Here is a 17,475-nt window from a genome sequence, read left to right on the forward strand (position 1 = left end):
TAGGCCCTCTCACCGCACGGGCCCGGTAGCCGCCCGCCTTCTGGGCATGATCATGGCGCGGAGTTCGGCACGTTCGCGGCCGCCGCGTAGGCCTGGATCGGGCTCATCGGCACGCCGTTGAGCTCCACCGTCTGCTGCGTGCTCACCGGTGCGCAGACGTTGCCGTCGTTGGCGGTCTGCGAGTGCGAGTCCTGGAGTGCGGTCTTGGTGTCGACCGGCGCGGGCTTGGCGGTGCCGCCGGGGTAGGTGTCGCCGCTGGTCCAGTCGGTGCCGACGATCAGCACCACGCCCTGCATCGAGGGGTCGGACGAGATGTGCGAGGCCGGGATTCCCAGCGACGCGGCGACCGTCTCGGCCTCGGCCTTGTCGGTGCTGTAGTTGCCGTAGTGCAGCTCGGTGGTGCTGACGTTCTGGGGCGCGGTCACGGCGGTGGTGCCGGAGCCGTAGCCCTTGCCGGTCAGGTAGTTGGCCAGGTCACTGCCACGGCCGTTGACGCCGCTGCCGTTCTCCACCTGCACGTCGATCTGTGCCGCCGGGAAGGAAGCCGTCGTCGGCGACGCGCTGGCGGAGGGCGTCGGCGCGGCGGAGGCGGAGGTCGAGGACGCGTCGCTGCTGCCGGACTTGCCGCCGGAGAGCGACTGGTCGTTGACGATCGCGCCGAACAGCGACTGCGCGCCCGGCGCCGGGACCAACCGGTTCTGGTTGGAGGGGTCCGGCATGGTCTGCATCGTGGTGAAGGTGATGTGGCTGGTCGGCACCTTGGCCGCCTCGGCGGCCAGGTTAAGCAGCGAGCCGACGCTGCCGATGCCGTTGTCGACGGTCAGCGCCTTGGTCGCGGAGTCCGCCAGGCTGTAGAGCGCGGTCGGGCTGGTCAGCGTGCCGGCGCTCTTGACCTGGCGCATCAGCGCGCTGAGGTACATGTGCTGGGCGTAGGTGCGGCCCAGGTCGCTGCCGTCGCCGAAGCCGTGCCGGGAGCGGAGGAACTCCAGCGCCGAGACACCCTTGAGGGTGTGGGTGCCCTTGGCCAGCTTGAGGTGCGAGTAGGTGTCGTAGACGTTGTTGTCCACGCAGACGTTGACCCCGCCGACGGCGTCGGACATGTTCACCACGCCGCTGAAGTCGATCATCATGAAGTGCTGGAGCGGGATGTTCGTCAGGTCGTGGATCGTCTGCATCTGGCACTGCGGCCCGTAGGACAGGGCGCTGTTGATCATCCCGTAGTAACCCGTGGTGGTGTTCTTAGGGTCGTTGGGGTCCGTGCAGGCCGGGACGTTGACCATGGTGTCGCGCGGGATGCTCATCACCGTGGCGTTCGACCGGTCCGCCGATATGTGGACGACCATCTCCACGTCGGCGTTGCCGTAACCGCTGGAGCCGCAGTCGCCGCCGAGCTGGCAGTCCTGGGCGTTGTTGCGCGCGTCGGTGCCGATGACCAGGAAGTCGATGGGCGTCCGGCCGTAGGGGTCGGCCTTCTCCGCGCCCATGGAGCCGCCGATGGAGACCGTGTGCAGGTTGCCGCTGAACTTGTTGTAGAGCCAGGTGCCCAGGCCCGCGACGATCAGCACGAGGACCGAGAGGACGATGCCGGCGATCTTGGCGATGCGGTACGCGCGGGACTTCGGCTTCCGCCGGTTACCCCGCGGTGCCTTGTGGCCGTCCACCTCGTCGGTCATGCTCGGTTTCCTCGGGTTTCACTCGCGTCAGGTGTCGGGTGACACCTTCGGGGACATCGGGCAGGTCCAGCGGGTTGCACGGTTGCGCAATTCAGCAAGCGTACGCCCGTTCCCTGTGTGCCTCCTGCCGACCCACGGTCGTCCTCACGCCGCGTAGTGTCAGCACCTCGGGCGAGGTTCCGTGCACCTTCCCCGGGGGCTCCCAGGAATCACCAAGCTCCAGCTCACACGGTTCTCACCTCCGCCGGGCGGGCTTCCGGAGCCGGGCTGTTTCGATCACGATGCGTAGTCGTATGAGCCGTCGCCGTTGGGCCGGACGTGCCGCTCAGCCGTTGCCTGGGAGTGCAGACCGACGAGTACTGAGCAGTGCTGACGCGTACCGAGGAGTAGCGTCCTCACCATGCGAGCGATCACGATTGAGACCCCCGGCGGGCCCGACGCACTGGTGCTGAACGAGGTGCCCGATCCGGTCCCCGGTCCCGGCGAGGTGCTGGTCGACGTCGCGGCCACCGCCGTCAACCGCGCGGATGTGCTGCAGCGTCAGGGCTTCTACAACCCCCCTCCGGGTACGTCCCCCTATCCCGGCCTTGAGTGCTCGGGCGTCGTCGCCGCGCTCGGCGAGGGCGTCACCGGCTGGGCCGTCGGCGACGAGGTCTGCGCCCTGCTGGCGGGCGGCGGCTACGCGGAGAAGGTCGCCGTCCCGGCGGGGCAGCTGCTGCCGGTCCCCAAGGGCGTCGACCTGGTGACGGCGGCCTGCCTGCCCGAGGTGGTCTGCACGGTCTGGTCCAACGTCTTCCAGATCTGCCACCTGCGGCCCGGCGAGACGCTGCTGGTGCACGGCGGTTCGTCGGGCATCGGCACGATGGCGATCCAGCTGGGCCGGGCGATCGGCGCGAAGGTCGCGGTGACGGCCGGTTCGGCGGAGAAGCTCGCGGCCTGTCGTGAGCTGGGCGCGGAGGTGCTGATCAACTACCGCGAGCAGGACTTCGTCGCGGAGCTGGCGAAGCTCGGCGGCGCGGACGTGATCCTGGACGTGGTCGGCGCGAAGTACCTGGACCGCAACGTCGACGCGCTGGCCCTGAACGGACGCCTGGTCATCATCGGCATGCAGGGCGGCGTCCAGGCCGAGCTGAACATCGCCAAGCTGATGTCCAAGCGCGCCGCGATCGCCGCGACCTCGCTGCGTGCCCGCCCGCTGGACGAGAAGGCGGCCGTGGTGGCGTCGGTGCGCGAGCACGTCTGGCCGTTGATCGAGTCCGGCGTGGTCAAGCCGGTCGTCGACCGGACCCTGCCGCTGGCCGACGCGGCGGAGGCCCACCGGCTGATGGAGTCCTCCACCCACGTCGGCAAGATCCTGCTCCGTGCCTGACCGCTCCTGACGCGGGGCCGCTGACCTCAGCGGTCCCGCACCCGGGCCGCACCCAGGCGCACCCGGGCCGCACCCGGGCCGCACCCGGACTCACCCGGGCCGCACGGTGGCTCAGGGCGTGTCCAGCCAGCCGGCCTGCGCGGCCTTGATCCCCGCCTCGAACCGGCTGCTGGCGTCGAGCCGTTCGCACAGGTCGTTCATCACCCGGCGGACCGTGCGGTCGCTGACCGCCAGGCGGGCCGCCGCGGCCTCGTCGGTCATGCCCGAGGCGAGGAGCTTCAGTACCTCGCGCTCCCGCTGGGTCAGGCCGTGGCGACCGGGCGCGGCGCTGGCGCCGAGCGGAGTCGAGGTGTTCCAGATGCTCTCGAACATGGCCGCCAGTGCCTGCACCAGGCTGGCGTCGGTCACCAGGAGGGCGCCCTTGCCCGTGGCGCGGGCGTCGATGGGGACGAAGGCCGTGGCCCGGTCGATGACGATCAGACGGTGGGGCAGCGTCGGGGAGGTGCGGACCTCGCTGCCCGACTCGGTGAGCCACTGGGCGTGCGCCGCGGTCGCCGGATCGTTTCGGCAGGAGTCCTGCATGATCTCGCGGATGGTCAGCCCGCGTTCCAGCGCGCGGGCGTCGTTGCGTCGCGCCGCCTCTAGGTCCGCCGGTTTGCGTGCTGATCCCGGGGTGATGCCCAGCACCTCGTAACCAGCGGTCTCCACCTGCTGTTCGATGCGGGCGATGACCACGTCGATGCCGGTCAGGCGCTCGGTGCCGGAGTCTCTCGGCTGCGCCGCGGTCCGTTCGGCGATCATCGCGGCGATCTCCGCCTGGGAGGCGGCGATCCGGGCCCGCTTCCGTTCCAGGTCTGCGTTCTGTCTGGCCAGCAGCGTCTGCAGGCCGGTCTGCGGGTCGACCGCCCGCCAGCCGCCGCTGCGGTCCGAGGAACGGCGGATCAGGGCGAGCGCGAACATCTGGTCCAGTGCGTCTCGCACCTGGTCCTCGGTCAGGCCCAGGGCCAGGCAGAGTTCGTCCACGCCGAACGTCTTCTCGGCGAGCAAGGTCCGGTAGACGCTCTCGGCGGTGCCGTCCAGTCCCAACGCGTCCAGCACGAGCGCGGCCCCCCTCGTCGTCCTTGGCCGAGATCCTCCCTGGTTATCGGTGTACAAGCAAGTGCTGGCGTGTGACAGCCGTGTGACGAACCGTGAGGTCGCCGAGGGGGTGTGTCCGGGTCCGGCCAGTCCGCTTCCGTACAGGTCAAAGCCCTGGTCGGTGCTCGGGGTCGCCGGGCAGAGTCATTCCTGTCAGCGGCTCACCGCTCCGGAACATCGGTTCCGGAACCCTCGGTGGACCGGCCGGAAAAGTCTCTACGGAGGAGATCCACATGGGCAACGACGCAAAGCAGATGATGGCGAACCTGTACGCCAACGGTGCCGAGTTCGACGCCGACTGGAGCGGTGTCAGCGACGAGGCGCTGACGCGTCTGCGTGAGGCGTCCGAGTCGGGCGACGCCGCGGTGCAGGCCGTCCTCACCAACCTGGCCTTCTCGAAGTTCGAGGACGCCGACCAGGCGCGCCGCCTCGCCGCGTCCCTGGCCGGCATCAAGCAGGCCGTGACCGCCAGCATCTTCGACGAGCTGCCGACCACCTCGATCGACGACCTGCGTGCCGCCGCCGAGGCCGCGGGCTACGAGGTCGAGGTCCTGGCCTGAGGCCACGGTCTGAGGCAGGCGCACGCGCATTGATCCGGGTCACCGAGCCGTCTCGGCCCGGTGCCCCGGATCGGGCGCGACGCATCGGACGCACGCATCGGACACGACGCATCGGACACGACGCATCGGACGCACGAAGAAGGAGGAGGCGGATCAATGAACGATTCATTTGCGATCCAGGGGCTCGAGTGGCGGGCCAACTGGCGGATTGAGAATGGGAACGACTCCTACGTCGTGCCGTTTCCGACTCTGCGTCCGGCCACCCTGGTGTTCCACGGGGAGACCGAGTTCAGCTACGGCCACTACGGGATCCACCTCGGGCAGGCCGACGTCCTGACCTTCCTGGGGCCCAGCGACGGCACCGTCACCGGCTACTTCATCGACTGCCGGGTCGGCTCGCCGACCGCCGGGATGCGCGAGAGCGTGACCTGGTCTCCTTCCTCGGCCCGGGCGTTGTACATCCCGAACGGGGTGGCGCACACCTTCGACGGGCTCGAGCGCGTCAACACCATCAACAGCTACGAGCTGTTCCTCCCGTCGCCGGAGGAGTGGGTCCACGGCGACCTGGACTGGCAGCCCGACGCCGACATCATCAACCTCCCGCTGGACGTCGCGGACGAGGACCTGCCCTACTTCGTCCCGAACAGCCACCCGGCAGGCGAGGCCTGGTACGACCTGGTCGCCGCGCGGCAGCGCGCGTCCATCCCGCAGACGGCGCCGCTCGAGTACCCGATGACCCGCCAGATGCGGCTGGCCGACGGCACCGTCCGACGCGTCGAGCTGCGACGTCGGCTGACGCGGGCGGCGAAGCCGGCCTGGGAGCCCTTCGCCGGCGTGTTCGGGGTCGGCTGGGTGCGCCATCCGGTGATCCCGAGCGGGGAGGAGTCGGGATTCTCGGTCCTGGTCGACCGGTACCCGCTCTACTTCATCGACCACGGCGAGACCGGGTACACCCACGACGCCTACGGGATCCACCTCGGGCAGGAGGACCGGCTGACCTTCGTCGGTCCCAAGGACCAGACCGTGACGCTCCGGCTGATCGACACCCGGCCCGACTCGCCCACCTACGGCGCGGACACCAGCTTCAGCTTCACCCCGGACCCCGAGCGGTACCTGCTGCTGCCCCCGGGTGTCGGGCACGCCTTCGAGCACATCGAGAAGGTCTACACGATCAACCGTCCCCGCACGCTGCTGCCGGTGGACGGCACGGAGTACCTGCCGGGTAACGACGTGATCGACTGGCCCGTCGAGAAGCGTCCGATCCCGCGGCTCGAGGTGAACTCCGTTCCCGCCGGACGCGACTACTACGAGGCCAGGGTCGCCGAGCAGAAGCAGCTGCGGAAGAACCAGACCGTGCAGTCCACCCCCGCGGTGCTGCTGACGCGGGACGAGAACGGCCGGGAGATCCGGGTGGCGCTGCGGAGAAAGGTCGCCGCGGCCTGAGCCCCACCCCGCCCGGGTGGCCAGGCAGCTGGCCACCCGGGCGGCTGTGCGCGCCCACGGCGGTCGATCCTGACCAGCCGTCACCACCCTTGAGCAATCGCGGAGGAGAGATGGAAGCACCGCCCCCGGACCTCGGTCGGAGTACCAGCCTGTGGCGCAACCGGGCGTTCCTTTTCCTGTGGGGAGGCCAGTCGGTCAGCGTCCTGGGATCGACCGTGTCAGGGATCATCATCCCTCTCTACGCGGTGCTCGTGCTGCACGTCTCCACGTTCGAGATGGGCCTGCTGGCCGCCGCCGGTTCCGTCCCCTACATGCTGGTCGGGCTGATGGCGGGAGCCGTCGTCGACCGGTTCCCCCGGCGTCGGCTCATGTTCTGGTGCGACCTGACGCGCGCGCTGGCGCTCGCCTCGATCCCACTCACCATGCTGCTGTCCGGGACGCCGCCGATCGGTCAACTGCTCGCGGTCGCCGTGCTGGTGGGGGTCATGACGGTCTTCTTCGACGTCGCGTACCAGAGCTACCTGCCCGGTCTGGTCGAGAACGAGCAACTGATCGACGGCAACGGAAAGCTGTCCACGACCGAGTCCGTCGCCGAGGCGGTGGGCCCCGGCCTGGCGGGCGTGCTGATCACAGTGCTCGGCAGGGCGGGCGCGATCCTCTTCGACGTCGCCACCTATGCGCTCAGTTGCCTGTCCCTCGTCCTGATCAGGACACCGGACGAGGTCATCGAGAAGCGACCCGTGCCCACACCGCGGCAGCTCGTCCGCGACGTGGCCGAAGGCGCCGCGTATGTCGGACGCGATCGGATCCTGCGCAGGCTGGCGCAGTTCGCGGTGACCGTCAACCTCTTCGGCTCGGCGTACGGCTCGCTGGAGATCGTGTTCCTCAACCGCGACCTGCACGCCCAGGCCTGGATGATCGGAGCCGCCGCGGCGATCGGCAGCACCGGAGGCGTGCTCGGCGGTCTGGCCGCGGCGGCACTCGGGCGGCGCATCGGTTCCGCACGTGCCACATGGCTGCCGCTCCTCGCGCTCGGCTGGCTCGTCCTGCTGGTCCCCCTGGCCCAGCCCGGGTGGGGCTTCGTCCTGGTGGGCCTCGGGACGGCCGGCAACGTCGCCTCCATCGTCATCTACGCGACCGGCGCGGTGAGCTACCGTCAGGCGACGTGCCCGCCGCACCTCCTGAGCCGGGTGACCTCCTGCCTGCGCTGGATCTCCTGGTGCTCGATGCCGGCCGGAGCACTCCTCGGCGGCCTGCTGGGCACCCTCGCGGGTCTGCGGGCCGGGATCTCGATCGCGGTGGTCGGCTGCTTCCTCGCCGGTCTGTGGCTGTTCTTCTCCCCGTTGCGCCGGATGCGCGACCTCCCGCTGGCGCGGACCGGAACAGAAAACACCGGAAAAACCCTGGACGAACAGCCAGAGCCGAGTTTGGCGACCTGAAGGACATGCGCCAACCAGGCCAATCCGTCTGATACCTTTGTCTGCCACACAGCCAATTCTCCAGGGAGTTGCCATGAATGCTCCGGTCGAGCTGGACCGCGAAATGCGCGAGGCGATCGGACTTCGGGACGGCGGGCAGTTCGAGCAGTCGTGCGCCGCATTCCAGGATCTCGCCCGCCGTTTTCCCGACAGTGCCGAGGTGAGCTTCCAGGCCGCGTGGTCGCACGACCGGGCCGGACGCGAGGAGGAGGCCTGCGGTTACTACGAGCGGGCGCTGCAGCTCCCCGGCCTGTCCCGGGAGGACCTCCAGGGCGCCCTGCTCGGACTGGGCAGCACCTACCGCGTGCTGGGGCGGCACGACGAGTCCGTGGCGACCCTGGAACGGGCCGTGAAGGAATTCCCCGACTTCCCCGCCCTGCGTGCGTTCCTGGCGATCTCCTATTTCTCCGCGGGTTCGCAGGAGAAGGCGCTCGGAATCATGCTGAACCTGCTGGCGGACACGAGTTCCGACCCGTCGGTCGAGGAATACCTGAGGCCCATCAGGCAGTATGCCGAGGAATTCCTGGGGCACTGAGCAGCGGAATCGGCCGATCTGGCTCACGCGGGCAGATGTCCGGCTCCGGACATTCCGGTTCCGTCCAGGGTCGAAACCTGTTTGGGGTGGGCCGCCGCAGATAGTTTCTCCTTGCGGCCGATTCCGGGACCGAAAGTCCCCGACGATTCGGCCGCCGTGAGGAATCTGCTCTCCCGAGCCCATGACCCAAGGCGGACCCATGTCGAAAACCGCTCGCAACCTTCTCGTGGCGCTGGCCCTGACCCTCGGCCTCGGCGCCGCCGCCGTCCCGGTGGGCGCTCTCCACCGCGCGGGGATCGTCGACGCGGCTTCGTCCGCCGCGTCCACCACCTCGCCGAACGACCTGTCCTGGGGCTGACCCCAGCTTCACCGACGGAGGAAGTACGGCGGTGTACCTCGCCATCGTCACCCTGGTTCCCGGCGCCGCAACGCCTCGGCAACCCATTGATGAGCAGGTGCTCGTCGACGTCCTGTGGACCCGGGTGACACCGACCGACCGGATCGAGCACATCAGCACCGCGGTCTCAGCGGACGTCATCGAACTGGGCTTCTACGTCCACGCGGAGAACCGTCGCGAGGCCGACCGGGCGGCGCGGTCCATCGGCGACCGGGCCTGCGGGACCGTCCCCGTCCTGCGTGAGTGGCGCCCGGCGCCGGGGGCGCGGGACCAGTGAGCCGCCCCGGACGCGTCGTGCCGTCCGGACGGGTCCGGACGGCACGTCATGCGTTGCGCTGTGTCGCGCAAAAGGCCTGTCAGCTCAGGGTCTTGACCGCGGCGGCGTCGTACGGCGTCAGCTCGTCGAAGCGGCCGGCGAGGACCTTCGCGGCCCACTCCGGGTCCTGGAGCAGGGCGCGGCCGACGGCGACCATGTCGAACTCGTCGCGCTCCATGCGGTCGAGCAGGTTGTCGATGCCCTGGACCGGGGAGCCCTCGCCCGCGAAGGCGTGGATGAAGTCGCCGTCCAGGCCGACCGAGCCGACGGTGATGGCCGGTTTGCCGGTCAGCTTCTTCGTCCAGCCGGCCAGGTTGAGGTCCGAGCCCTCGAACTCCGGGATCCAGTAGCGGCGCGTGGACGCGTGGAAGGCGTCGACGCCTGCCGCGGCGATCGGGGCGAGGATCGCCTCCAGCTCCTCCGGGGTCTCGGCGAGACGCGCGTCGTAGGCCTCCTGCTTCCACTGCGAGTAGCGGAAGATCACCGGGAAGTCGGGCGAGACCCGCTCGCGGACGGCGGCCGCGATCTCCGCGGCGAAGCGGGCCCGGGAGACCGGGTCGCCGCCGTAGGCGTCGGTGCGGCGGTTGGTGCCCGCCCACAGGAACTGGTCCACCAGGTAGCCGTGGGCACCGTGCAGCTCGACGCCGTCGAAGCCGATCCGCTCGGCCGCGGCGGCGGCGTCGGCGAAGGCGCCGATGACGTCGTCCAGGTCGCGCTGGGTCATCGCCTTGCCGGTGCCCTCGGTCCCGTTGATGCGCAGCCCGGACGGGCCGACCGCCGGGGCGTCGGCGAAGGGCGGCTCGCCCTGGTTGCGCACCATGCCGATGTGCCACAGCTGCGGCACGATCGCGCCGCCCGCCGCGTGGACGCCCTCGACGACCTTGGCCCACCCGGCCAGCTGCTCCTCGCCGTGGAAGCGCGGCACCCGGTCGCTCTGACCGGCCGACTCGTGGCCCACGTAGGTGCCCTCGGTGACGATCAGGCCCACGCCGGCGGCGGCGCGGCGCGAGTAGTACGACTGCACGTTCTCGCCGGGGACGCCGCCGGGGGAGAACATGCGCGTCATCGGCGCCATGGCGATGCGGTTGCGGACGGTCAGGCCGTTCAGCGTGACGGGTCGGTCGAGGATCTCGGCGGCGCGGGACGCGGAGGACTCGGTGGAGGTGGTCATGGGTTTCCTCTGGGGTGCCGGACAGGGGGTGCGTGTGCAGCAAATGCTTGAAGGGGTCAACTGTTGTGCCGGACGGAAGATTTCTCCGAGGAGCTCCGATTGCCTGTGATCCAGGACACAGTGGGCGGATTCAGGCGGCGCTTGCGGCCTTGGCTCGGACTCGGGCCGCCTCGGCGGGGAGTCCCGTGGGGCGTTCGGGGGAGGGGCGGCCTGAACGGCGTAAGCCTGCTTGCCCAGGGTTCATGGCGATGTCCTAATTGCCCTATATGAGCGTGTTGTCGGGTGGGTCGATGCCGGTTGCGGCGAGCGTGGTGGGGCTCGCGGTCGCGGCCGTGCTGGCGCTCGGTACTCCGCTGGCCTGGGCGCACGAGGCAGGTCCCGGTTCCGCGTCGTCCGTGGTCACGCTGCGACTGCCCGACGGACGTCCACTCCACTTCGTCCGGGTGAGGTCCGCCCGTACACCCGCCCGCACCGCCGGCCGCACCCCCGCGCACCGGCCGTCGCACGCGCCCGGCCACCGGCCGCCCGGAGGGGTGGCCAGCGGCCCGCCCGTCGGCTCCGCACCTGGCGGGCCGCCGAGCGCGGACCCGTCCGTGACCGCGCTGCCGTTCCCCGTGGTCAGCTCGCTGTTCCCGTCGCCGCCCGCGAGCGGCAAGCCGTCGTCACCGAGCGGGGCGTCGACGAAGCCCCGTCCCGGCACGCCGTCGGGGCGCCCGTCGGCGGAGGGCACGCCGTCCCGTACGCCGGGCGAGGGCGGCGGCTCCAGGGGTGGGAGCCCCGCGCCGCAGGCGGTCTCCGTGCCCGTCGGTCAGGACGCGGTCCAGCCGATCGACCAGCAGCCGCGACCGGCCGCCAGCGTTCCGCCGCCGCTCGGGCCGCAGGCGGTCCTGCCTCCGGACTCGCTGCAGCAGGCGGCCCCGCGCACGCGGCTGGCGGCCAGGGACACCGGCCTCGATCTCGGCCCGCACGCCCGGCTGCTCGGCGTCGGCCTGGCCCTGATCGGGATCGGCGCGGCCCTGTTCGGCTGGCGGATCCGTCGGCTGTAGGCCGCACGCGGCGCGGACCGCACACGTGTTCTGTCGAATATCACGCTCTCTTGACACCCTCGTGGGACAGAATGACGTTCATGAACAGCCCGAGCTCGCGGCCTGAAGAAGAAGGCCCCCAGGTCCTGATCGTCGGCCCCGACGGCATGCCCGTCGGCACCGGCTCCTCCGCCGACGGTGAGGCGAGGGAGCTGCCGATAACGGAGATGGTGGAGCAGCCCGCCAAGGTCATGCGGATCGGGAGCATGATCAAGCAGCTGCTCGAAGAGGTCCGCGCGGCGCCTCTGGACGAGGCCAGCCGGGTGCGGCTGCGGGAGATCCACGCCAGCTCGGTCAAGGAGCTGGAGCAGGGTCTCGCGCCCGAGCTCGTCGAGGAGTTGGAGCGGCTGTCGCTCCCGTTCACCGAGGACGTGGTGCCCAGCGAGGCGGAACTCCGCATCGCGCAGGCGCAGTTGGTCGGTTGGCTGGAGGGCCTCTTCCACGGCATCCAGACCGCGCTCTTCGCCCAGCAGATGGCGGCCAGGGCGCAGTTGGAGCAGATGCGGCGCGCGCTGCCGCCGGGTTCGCCGGGCCACGACGAGGGCGAGCCGGGTCACGGCGGTATCCGCTCCGGTCCGTACCTCTAGCTCTGCGTACGAGCTCTGCATACAGAAGTTCGCAGCGGTTCAGGGCGGACGCACTGCCGACTGCCTGCGGAGGCTCAGGTTCCGTCCGGTTCGGGGTTGAGCCGGACGGAAAACCCGGCTGTGAGAGCCCCTGCCCGTACCGCTAACGTTGGGCCCTGACGGCGCGCCAAGGGGTGGGCCGGTTGGGGGAGACGAGCGCATGAGCGAGCAGGGCGGCGCGGACGGCGCGGGGCGTACGGTCGGCCACGGCCGTTATGTGCTGCGGGACTTGCTCGGCCAGGGCGGCATGGCCACGGTCCATCTCGCGGACGACACGGTGCTCGACCGGCCGGTCGCCGTGAAGACGATGCTCGGCGAGATGAGCCGCGAGCCGTCGTTCCGCGAGCGGTTCCGCCGCGAGGCCCAGGCGGTCGCCCGGCTCAACCACACGAACATCGTCGCCGTCTACGACAGTGGTGAGGACGACACCGACGGCACCCCGGTGCCGTTCATCGTCATGGAGTACGTCGAGGGCTCCTCGCTCAGCTCCGTGCTGCGCAAGGACATCACCGAGCTCGGCGCGATGCCCACCGAGAAGGCGCTGAAGATCACCGCCGACGTGCTGGCGGCGCTGAGCGCCTCGCACGAGGAGGGCCTGGTCCACCGCGACATCAAGCCCGCCAACGTGATGCTGACCAAGCGCGGCGTGGTCAAGGTGATGGACTTCGGCATCGCCCGCGCGATGCAGTCGGGCGTCACCTCGATGACCCAGACCGGCATGGTCGTCGGCACCCCGCAGTACCTCTCCCCCGAGCAGGCGCTCGGCAAGAGCGTGGACGCCCGCTCCGACCTCTACTCGGTCGGCTGCATGCTCTTCGAGCTGCTCACGGGTCGCCTGCCGTTCGAGTCCGAGTCCGCGCTGGGCATGGCCTACCAGCACGTCCAGGAGACGCCCCCGGCGCCGTCCAGCATGAACGCGGCGATCCCGCCCGCGGTGGACGCGCTCGTCGCGCGGGCGCTGCGCAAGGACCCCTCGCACCGGTTCCCGACCGCCGACGCGATGCGCGAGGAGTGCCAGCGCGTCGCCCAGAGTGCGGGCACGGCGGCGAACCAGCCGCAGATGCTGGTCGACGGCCCGCACCAGAGCCAGGTCGGCGGCTCCGGCCAGAACGCCGTCTTCCCGCAGGCCCAGGGTCCGCTGAACACCCCGATGCCGCCGGTGCAGACGCCGTACCCGCAGCAGATGGCCCCGCAGCACATGGGCCAGAACATGGGCCCGCAGCACATGGGCCAGAACATGGGCCCGCAGCACATGGGCCAGACGCCGCCGCCCTACCCGCAGCGTCCGACGCCGCCGCCGTTCGCCCAGCAGCCGCAGCCCACGCCGCCGCCCTTCGCGCAGCAGCGCCCCGCGCCGACCCCGCCCCCGTTCGCGCAGCAGCGTCCGACGCCGCCGCCGTTCAACCAGGCCCGGCCGACCCCGGTGCCGCAGCGTCCGACGCCGCCGCCCTTCGCCCAGCCGCGGCCCCCGGCGCCCACCCAGGCTCCGTACGTGCCGTCGGGTGCGCCGCAGACCGACGCCGCCCGGGGCTGCGGTCGGCTGGTGCTGATCCTGGCCATCGTCGGTGTGCTCTTCGTCGGGTTGATCATCGTGATCGCGGTGATCGCGGCCAGCAATTCGTCCAGTGACAACACCGGCGGGCTCGGCCGTACGCCGGTCGTCGGGGCGGTTCAGGTGGACCGTGGCGTCTAGGGCCGGTTCCGGCCTTCCGACCTGCGCGGCTCCGCATCGCCGCGCGGAAACCGGTAGCGTGCGGAGATGGTTCGTCCCCCTCGGGGGCGGCTGAGAGGCGCGGTCGGCGAGCGCAGTACGGGACAACGGGGCAGTACGGATCGACGACGGCACGGAACGACGGCGGAGAACGATGGCAGACACGCAGCACCCCGGGGACGAGGACGCCATGGATTCCGGGTCCGGGTACGAAGCTGCGGGAGCAGCCGACCAGGCCGGTGCCTTCGTCACGACCAGCGGCCTGAGCGTCGTCGGGGAGGGCCGTTACCGGCTGACCCGCCGGCTGGGCCGGGGCGGGATGGCGGAGGTCTACGCCGCCGAGGACCAGCGGCTCGGCCGCACCGTCGCGATCAAGGTGCTGCGGTCCGAGCTGGCCGAGGACTCCATCGCCCGCGCCCGCTTCACGCGCGAGGCCCACTCCGTCGCCGCGCTGAACCACCACGCCGTCGTCGCCGTCTACGACACCGGCGAGGAAGCGCGCGGCCACGAGACCGTCCCGTACATCGTGATGGAGCTCGTCGAGGGCCACACGGTCCGCGAGCTGCTGCAGAGCGAGGAGCCGCCGCCGGTCGACCAGGCGCTGATCATCACCGCCGGGATCCTGGAGGCGCTCGCCTACAGCCACAAGCACGGCATCGTCCACCGCGACATCAAGCCGGCCAACGTCATCATCACCAACTCCGGTGCGGTCAAGGTGATGGACTTCGGCATCGCCCGCGCGCTGACCGGGGCCACCGCGACGATGACCCAGACCGGCATGGTCATGGGCACCCCGCAGTACCTCTCCCCCGAGCAGGCTCTGGGCAAGGCGGTCGACCACCGCTCGGACCTGTACGCCACCGGCTGCATGCTCTACGAGCTGCTCACGCTGCGCCCGCCCTTCACCGGCGACACCCCTCTCTCCGTCGTCTACCAGCACGTCCAGGACATGCCGGTGCCGCCGTCCCAGGCGAACCCGCGCGTCCCTGCGGTGCTGGACGCGCTGGTGATGCGCGCGCTGGCCAAGGAGCCGGACGACCGCTTCCAGTCCGCGGACGAGTTCCGCGCCCACATCCAGCACGCGCTGCGCCAGATGCACGGCGGCACGGGCCCGACCCAGATCCTCGGCGCCGTCGGCCGGGTCTCGCCGACGGCCCCCACGGCGATGGTGCCGTCCGCCACGGGCGGCGACGACTACCTCCCGACGACCGTGCTGGGCGCGGCGACCCCGCCGCAGCCGATGCCGGCGGCGGGCGGAGGCGGCGTGGGCAGCGCGCTGCCGCCGACCTACGACGACCAGTACGACGACGAGGGCGCGGGCCGCAGCCGACGCGGACTCTTCGCGGTGATCGCGACGCTGGTGGTCGTGGCCGCGGTGGCGGTCGGTGTCGCGCTCGCGATGAACAGCGGCAACGGCAGCGGCAGCGGCGGCGCGCCCGGGTCGTCGCTGTCGCCGACGGTCACCCAGACGTCCTCGCCGTCGCAGACCCCGAGCCCGAGCCTCACGCCGTCGCAGAGCGACACGCCCAGCTACACGCCGTCGTACACGCCGAGCTACACGCCGTCGTACTCGCCCTCGTTCTCGCCGTCGACCACGCCGAGCACGACCCCGTCCACGACCCCCTCGGACACCGCGAGCACGTCGCCTTCGGCGCCGGCGACGTCCCCGTCCACGCCGTCCGGAGCGCCGTCGACCGACCACGGTTCCCCGTCGGGTTCGCCATCGGCGGGTTCGACGCCCTGACGACTCGCTCCCGCGGTTCGTTGCACCATCCAGGGGCGCGGGGCTCGGCTCATGTGCGGCTCCGCCGCGCGGGCGCGACAAGCCACCCTGGGTGGTGAGTCGCTCAGCGAGCAGGGCCATCCGCACTGGGTGGTTTCTCGCGCAGTTCCCCGCGCCCCTGCCGCCGGTCAGCGGGTGTACGCCTCCGCGACGAGCTGGTAGTGGTCCGTCCACCAGACGATCTGGCCCGCCGCAGCGGGAAACAGCACGCTTGCGCGGTCGTCCCGCCGCGCGTAGCGCCAGCGGAGCATCCAGAAGTCGTTGAGCCGTTCCCACCAGACGCGGTGGACGGCGGCTGCCAACTCCTCGGCCGTCGCGCCCGACGCGGCGCGGTACGCGCGGGCGTAGGCGGTGATCCGGGGCAGGTCCATGACGCCGCTCGTCTCGTCGCAGAAGAACTGCGTCGCCGCCCGGACCGCCTCCTCCGCGAGGGGCTTGATGCCGAGGCGGTCCCAGTCCAGCACCGCCGCGACGCGGCCGTCGCGCCGGAGCAGGTTGAGCGGGTGGAAGTCGCCGTGTACCCAGCCGGCCGGGGGCGCGCTGCGCGCGTCGGGGCGGCGGTGGGCGTTGGTGGCGAGCAGGACGCGGCGTTCGAGCAGGCGCCGTTCCGCCAGCGCGTCGAAGGGGTCGGCGGGGTCGCGGCGGGCGCGGGAGCGGGCCGCGGCGAGCAGGTCGGCGATGGTGCGCAGGGTGTCGAGGGGGTCGGCGCTCGGCCAGGGGCCGGGGTCGAGGACGGGCGGCTGGATCCGTTGCAGCTCCGTGTGTATCCGGCCCAGCAGCGTGCCGAGATCGGCCGCCGCGGCGACGGGGAGGGCCCGCCCGGTGGGCGGTGGTGTGCCCTCGACGAACGGGAAGAGCGCGTAGCGGCGGCCCCGCAGCAGCACCAGGGTGCGTCCGTCCACCGCCGTCACGGGCGGGACCGTCGGCAGTCCGGCCGCCGCCAGCGCGGCGATGGTGCGGTGCTGGGCGGCGAGCGCGCCGCTGGAGGCGTGGCCGCCGTCGTCGAGGTACTGCTTGAGCACCCAGGTCGCCCGGCCGCCGCCGTCCTGTTCGTCGCTGTCCTGTTCGCCGCGGTCCCGTTCGAGGGTGACCAGCCAGACGCGGTTCAGCAGCCCGTGCCGGGTGCGCTCCACCGCGACCGGTCGGCCCACCCCGAACCGGGCGACCACCCCCACCAGCCACCCCGGTACGGACCCCGGTACGGACCCCGGTACCGACCGCGGCACGAATCCAGGTGCACGACCCGGAACGGCTGATAATGCACTTGTCGGAGCGAATGCCTGACCCTGCGTCACGCGGCAGATGGTACTGCCGCGTTGGGCGTGACGGCCGATCGTGATCTTGCCTGACCGGGTCTGATCGTCAGCCTTCGGACGCGTGCATCTTCGCGACGTAGGCGGCGGCCTGTGTGCGCCGTTCCATGCCCAGTTTTGCCAGCAGGCTGGACACGTAGTTCTTGACCGTCTTCTCCGCCAGGTGCAGCTCGCCGCCGATCTGCCGGTTGGTCATGCCCTCGCCGATCAGGTCGAGGATCCGGCGCTCCTGCTTGGTCAGACCGGTGAGCCGTTCGTCCTCCTTCTCGCCCCCGTCGCGCAGCCGTTCGAGTACGCGGGAGGTGGCGACCGGGTCCAGCAGCGACTTTCCGGCCGCCACGTCGCGTACCGCCGAGACCAGATCGGTCCCGCGGATCGCCTTGAGGACGTACCCGCTGGCCCCGGCCATGATCGCGTCGAAGAGCGCCTCGTCGTCGGAGAAGGAGGTGAGCATCAGGCAGCGGAGCTCCGGAAGCTCGGAGCGGACCTCCCGGCAGACCTCCACGCCGCTGCCGTCGGGCAGCCGGACGTCGAGCACCGCCACGTCCGGACGAGTGGCCGGGATCCGGGCCAACGCCTCGGCGGCCGTGCCGGCCTCGCCGACGACCTCGATGTCTGATTCGAGTGAGAGCAGTTCATGGACACCACGGCGCACCACTTCGTGGTCATCGAGGAGGAATACTCGGATTTGTCCGGGTTCGCTCATGGTCACAGCCTTGCATACGGCCCCCCGAGTTGGCCCGTGCCGAGGGGGTTGTGTCCCGGTTTCGGGGTGAGCATGGTAGTTGGACGTCCTAGGACAGAAGAAATTGGGTCTTCCCCTGGGTAACGTTCTCAACGAGGATCAGGGCACACCTTTCCGCCGATCCGATGTCGTC

The 17,475-nt window shown here is 71.0% G+C and carries 16 protein-coding genes; 11 read left to right on the forward strand and 5 right to left on the reverse strand.

The features are described 5' to 3' along the window. Window positions 1–50: 50 nt before the first annotated feature. Window positions 51–1,673, reverse strand: coding sequence for an LCP family protein (locus tag I2501_RS09350; RefSeq protein WP_196193387.1), 1,623 nt, complete (start codon window positions 1,671–1,673; stop codon window positions 51–53). A 400-nt stretch (window positions 1,674–2,073) separates the two neighbouring features. Here I2501_RS09350 and I2501_RS09355 point away from each other — a divergent pair, with 400 nt between their 5' ends. After that, window positions 2,074–3,042 (forward strand): NAD(P)H-quinone oxidoreductase, encoded by a 969-nt coding sequence (locus I2501_RS09355; protein ID WP_196193388.1) that lies wholly within the window; start codon window positions 2,074–2,076, stop codon window positions 3,040–3,042. A gap of 111 nt (window positions 3,043–3,153) precedes the next feature. Here the strand turns inward: I2501_RS09355 and I2501_RS09360 are convergent, their stop codons facing one another. After that, entirely contained in the window at window positions 3,154–4,140 is a 987-nt protein-coding gene (locus tag I2501_RS09360; RefSeq protein WP_196193389.1) for a helix-turn-helix transcriptional regulator, read from the reverse strand. A gap of 272 nt (window positions 4,141–4,412) precedes the next feature. Between I2501_RS09360 and I2501_RS09365 the strand changes: the two genes are divergently transcribed. The 6 genes from I2501_RS09365 (at window position 4,413) to I2501_RS09390 (ending at window position 8,869) form a co-directional block, all read left to right on the forward strand. Further along, window positions 4,413–4,739, forward strand: coding sequence for a hypothetical protein (locus tag I2501_RS09365; protein ID WP_196193390.1), 327 nt, complete (start codon window positions 4,413–4,415; stop codon window positions 4,737–4,739). Window positions 4,740–4,895: 156 nt separating this feature from the next. Then, window positions 4,896–6,182 carry a dTDP-4-dehydrorhamnose 3,5-epimerase family protein gene (locus I2501_RS09370; protein ID WP_196193391.1) on the forward strand — a complete coding sequence of 429 codons (1,287 nt, stop codon included), beginning with the start codon at window positions 4,896–4,898 and terminating at the stop codon, window positions 6,180–6,182. Window positions 6,183–6,292: 110 nt separating this feature from the next. Beyond that, window positions 6,293–7,621, forward strand: coding sequence for an MFS transporter (locus I2501_RS09375; RefSeq protein WP_196193392.1), 1,329 nt, complete (start codon window positions 6,293–6,295; stop codon window positions 7,619–7,621). A 73-nt stretch (window positions 7,622–7,694) separates the two neighbouring features. Beyond that, a complete protein-coding gene (locus I2501_RS09380) occupies window positions 7,695–8,195 on the forward strand; it encodes a tetratricopeptide repeat protein (protein WP_196193393.1) in 501 nt (166 codons plus the stop codon). A gap of 199 nt (window positions 8,196–8,394) precedes the next feature. Beyond that, complete coding sequence (locus I2501_RS09385; protein ID WP_196193394.1) at window positions 8,395–8,553, forward strand: hypothetical protein; 159 nt, start codon at window positions 8,395–8,397, stop codon at window positions 8,551–8,553. Window positions 8,554–8,584: 31 nt separating this feature from the next. Beyond that, complete coding sequence (locus tag I2501_RS09390) at window positions 8,585–8,869, forward strand: hypothetical protein (RefSeq protein ID WP_196193395.1); 285 nt, start codon at window positions 8,585–8,587, stop codon at window positions 8,867–8,869. Window positions 8,870–8,948: 79 nt separating this feature from the next. Here the strand turns inward: I2501_RS09390 and I2501_RS09395 are convergent, their stop codons facing one another. Continuing rightward, window positions 8,949–10,079, reverse strand: coding sequence for an NADH:flavin oxidoreductase (locus I2501_RS09395; RefSeq protein ID WP_196193396.1), 1,131 nt, complete (start codon window positions 10,077–10,079; stop codon window positions 8,949–8,951). Window positions 10,080–10,369: 290 nt separating this feature from the next. On the opposite strand from I2501_RS09395, the gene I2501_RS09400 reads away from it, so the two are divergent. From I2501_RS09400 to I2501_RS09415, 4 genes are all read left to right on the forward strand, one after another. Then, window positions 10,370–11,125, forward strand: coding sequence for a hypothetical protein (locus I2501_RS09400; protein ID WP_196193397.1), 756 nt, complete (start codon window positions 10,370–10,372; stop codon window positions 11,123–11,125). Between the two features lie 80 nt (window positions 11,126–11,205). Beyond that, entirely contained in the window at window positions 11,206–11,751 is a 546-nt protein-coding gene (locus I2501_RS09405; protein ID WP_196193398.1) for a bacterial proteasome activator family protein, read from the forward strand. A 199-nt stretch (window positions 11,752–11,950) separates the two neighbouring features. Beyond that, window positions 11,951–13,483, forward strand: coding sequence for a protein kinase domain-containing protein (locus tag I2501_RS09410; RefSeq protein WP_196193399.1), 1,533 nt, complete (start codon window positions 11,951–11,953; stop codon window positions 13,481–13,483). A gap of 172 nt (window positions 13,484–13,655) precedes the next feature. Next, on the forward strand, window positions 13,656–15,245 hold the full coding sequence (locus tag I2501_RS09415; RefSeq protein ID WP_268926888.1) for a protein kinase domain-containing protein: 1,590 nt from the start codon (window positions 13,656–13,658) through the stop codon (window positions 15,243–15,245). Between the two features lie 167 nt (window positions 15,246–15,412). On the opposite strand, the gene I2501_RS09420 is transcribed toward I2501_RS09415, so the two are convergent. Both I2501_RS09420 and I2501_RS09425 read right to left on the reverse strand, forming a co-directional pair. Beyond that, window positions 15,413–16,459: a phosphotransferase enzyme family protein gene (locus I2501_RS09420; protein ID WP_328806291.1), complete on the reverse strand. Its 1,047-nt coding sequence runs from the start codon at window positions 16,457–16,459 to the stop codon at window positions 15,413–15,415. A 187-nt stretch (window positions 16,460–16,646) separates the two neighbouring features. Beyond that, window positions 16,647–17,303: a response regulator gene (locus tag I2501_RS09425; RefSeq protein ID WP_196193401.1), complete on the reverse strand. Its 657-nt coding sequence runs from the start codon at window positions 17,301–17,303 to the stop codon at window positions 16,647–16,649. Window positions 17,304–17,475: the final 172 nt, after the last annotated feature.

It is taken from the genome of Streptacidiphilus fuscans (genome assembly GCF_015690355.1).
In the GTDB taxonomy this organism is placed as follows: Bacteria; Actinomycetota; Actinomycetes; order Streptomycetales; family Streptomycetaceae; genus Streptacidiphilus; species Streptacidiphilus fuscans.

Coding starts and splice junctions, on each gene's coding strand:
- I2501_RS09350 (WP_196193387.1), bottom strand. CDS start 1,673: ATGACCGACGAGGTGGACGGCCACAAGGCACCGCGGGGTAACCGGCGG.
- I2501_RS09355 (WP_196193388.1), top strand. CDS start 2,074: ATGCGAGCGATCACGATTGAGACCCCCGGCGGGCCCGACGCACTGGTG.
- I2501_RS09365 (WP_196193390.1), top strand. CDS start 4,413: ATGGGCAACGACGCAAAGCAGATGATGGCGAACCTGTACGCCAACGGT.
- I2501_RS09370 (WP_196193391.1), top strand. CDS start 4,896: ATGAACGATTCATTTGCGATCCAGGGGCTCGAGTGGCGGGCCAACTGG.
- I2501_RS09375 (WP_196193392.1), top strand. CDS start 6,293: ATGGAAGCACCGCCCCCGGACCTCGGTCGGAGTACCAGCCTGTGGCGC.
- I2501_RS09380 (WP_196193393.1), top strand. CDS start 7,695: ATGAATGCTCCGGTCGAGCTGGACCGCGAAATGCGCGAGGCGATCGGA.
- I2501_RS09385 (WP_196193394.1), top strand. CDS start 8,395: ATGTCGAAAACCGCTCGCAACCTTCTCGTGGCGCTGGCCCTGACCCTC.
- I2501_RS09395 (WP_196193396.1), bottom strand. CDS start 10,079: ATGACCACCTCCACCGAGTCCTCCGCGTCCCGCGCCGCCGAGATCCTC.
- I2501_RS09400 (WP_196193397.1), top strand. CDS start 10,370: ATGCCGGTTGCGGCGAGCGTGGTGGGGCTCGCGGTCGCGGCCGTGCTG.
- I2501_RS09405 (WP_196193398.1), top strand. CDS start 11,206: ATGAACAGCCCGAGCTCGCGGCCTGAAGAAGAAGGCCCCCAGGTCCTG.
- I2501_RS09410 (WP_196193399.1), top strand. CDS start 11,951: ATGAGCGAGCAGGGCGGCGCGGACGGCGCGGGGCGTACGGTCGGCCAC.
- I2501_RS09415 (WP_268926888.1), top strand. CDS start 13,656: ATGGCAGACACGCAGCACCCCGGGGACGAGGACGCCATGGATTCCGGG.
- I2501_RS09425 (WP_196193401.1), bottom strand. CDS start 17,303: ATGAGCGAACCCGGACAAATCCGAGTATTCCTCCTCGATGACCACGAA.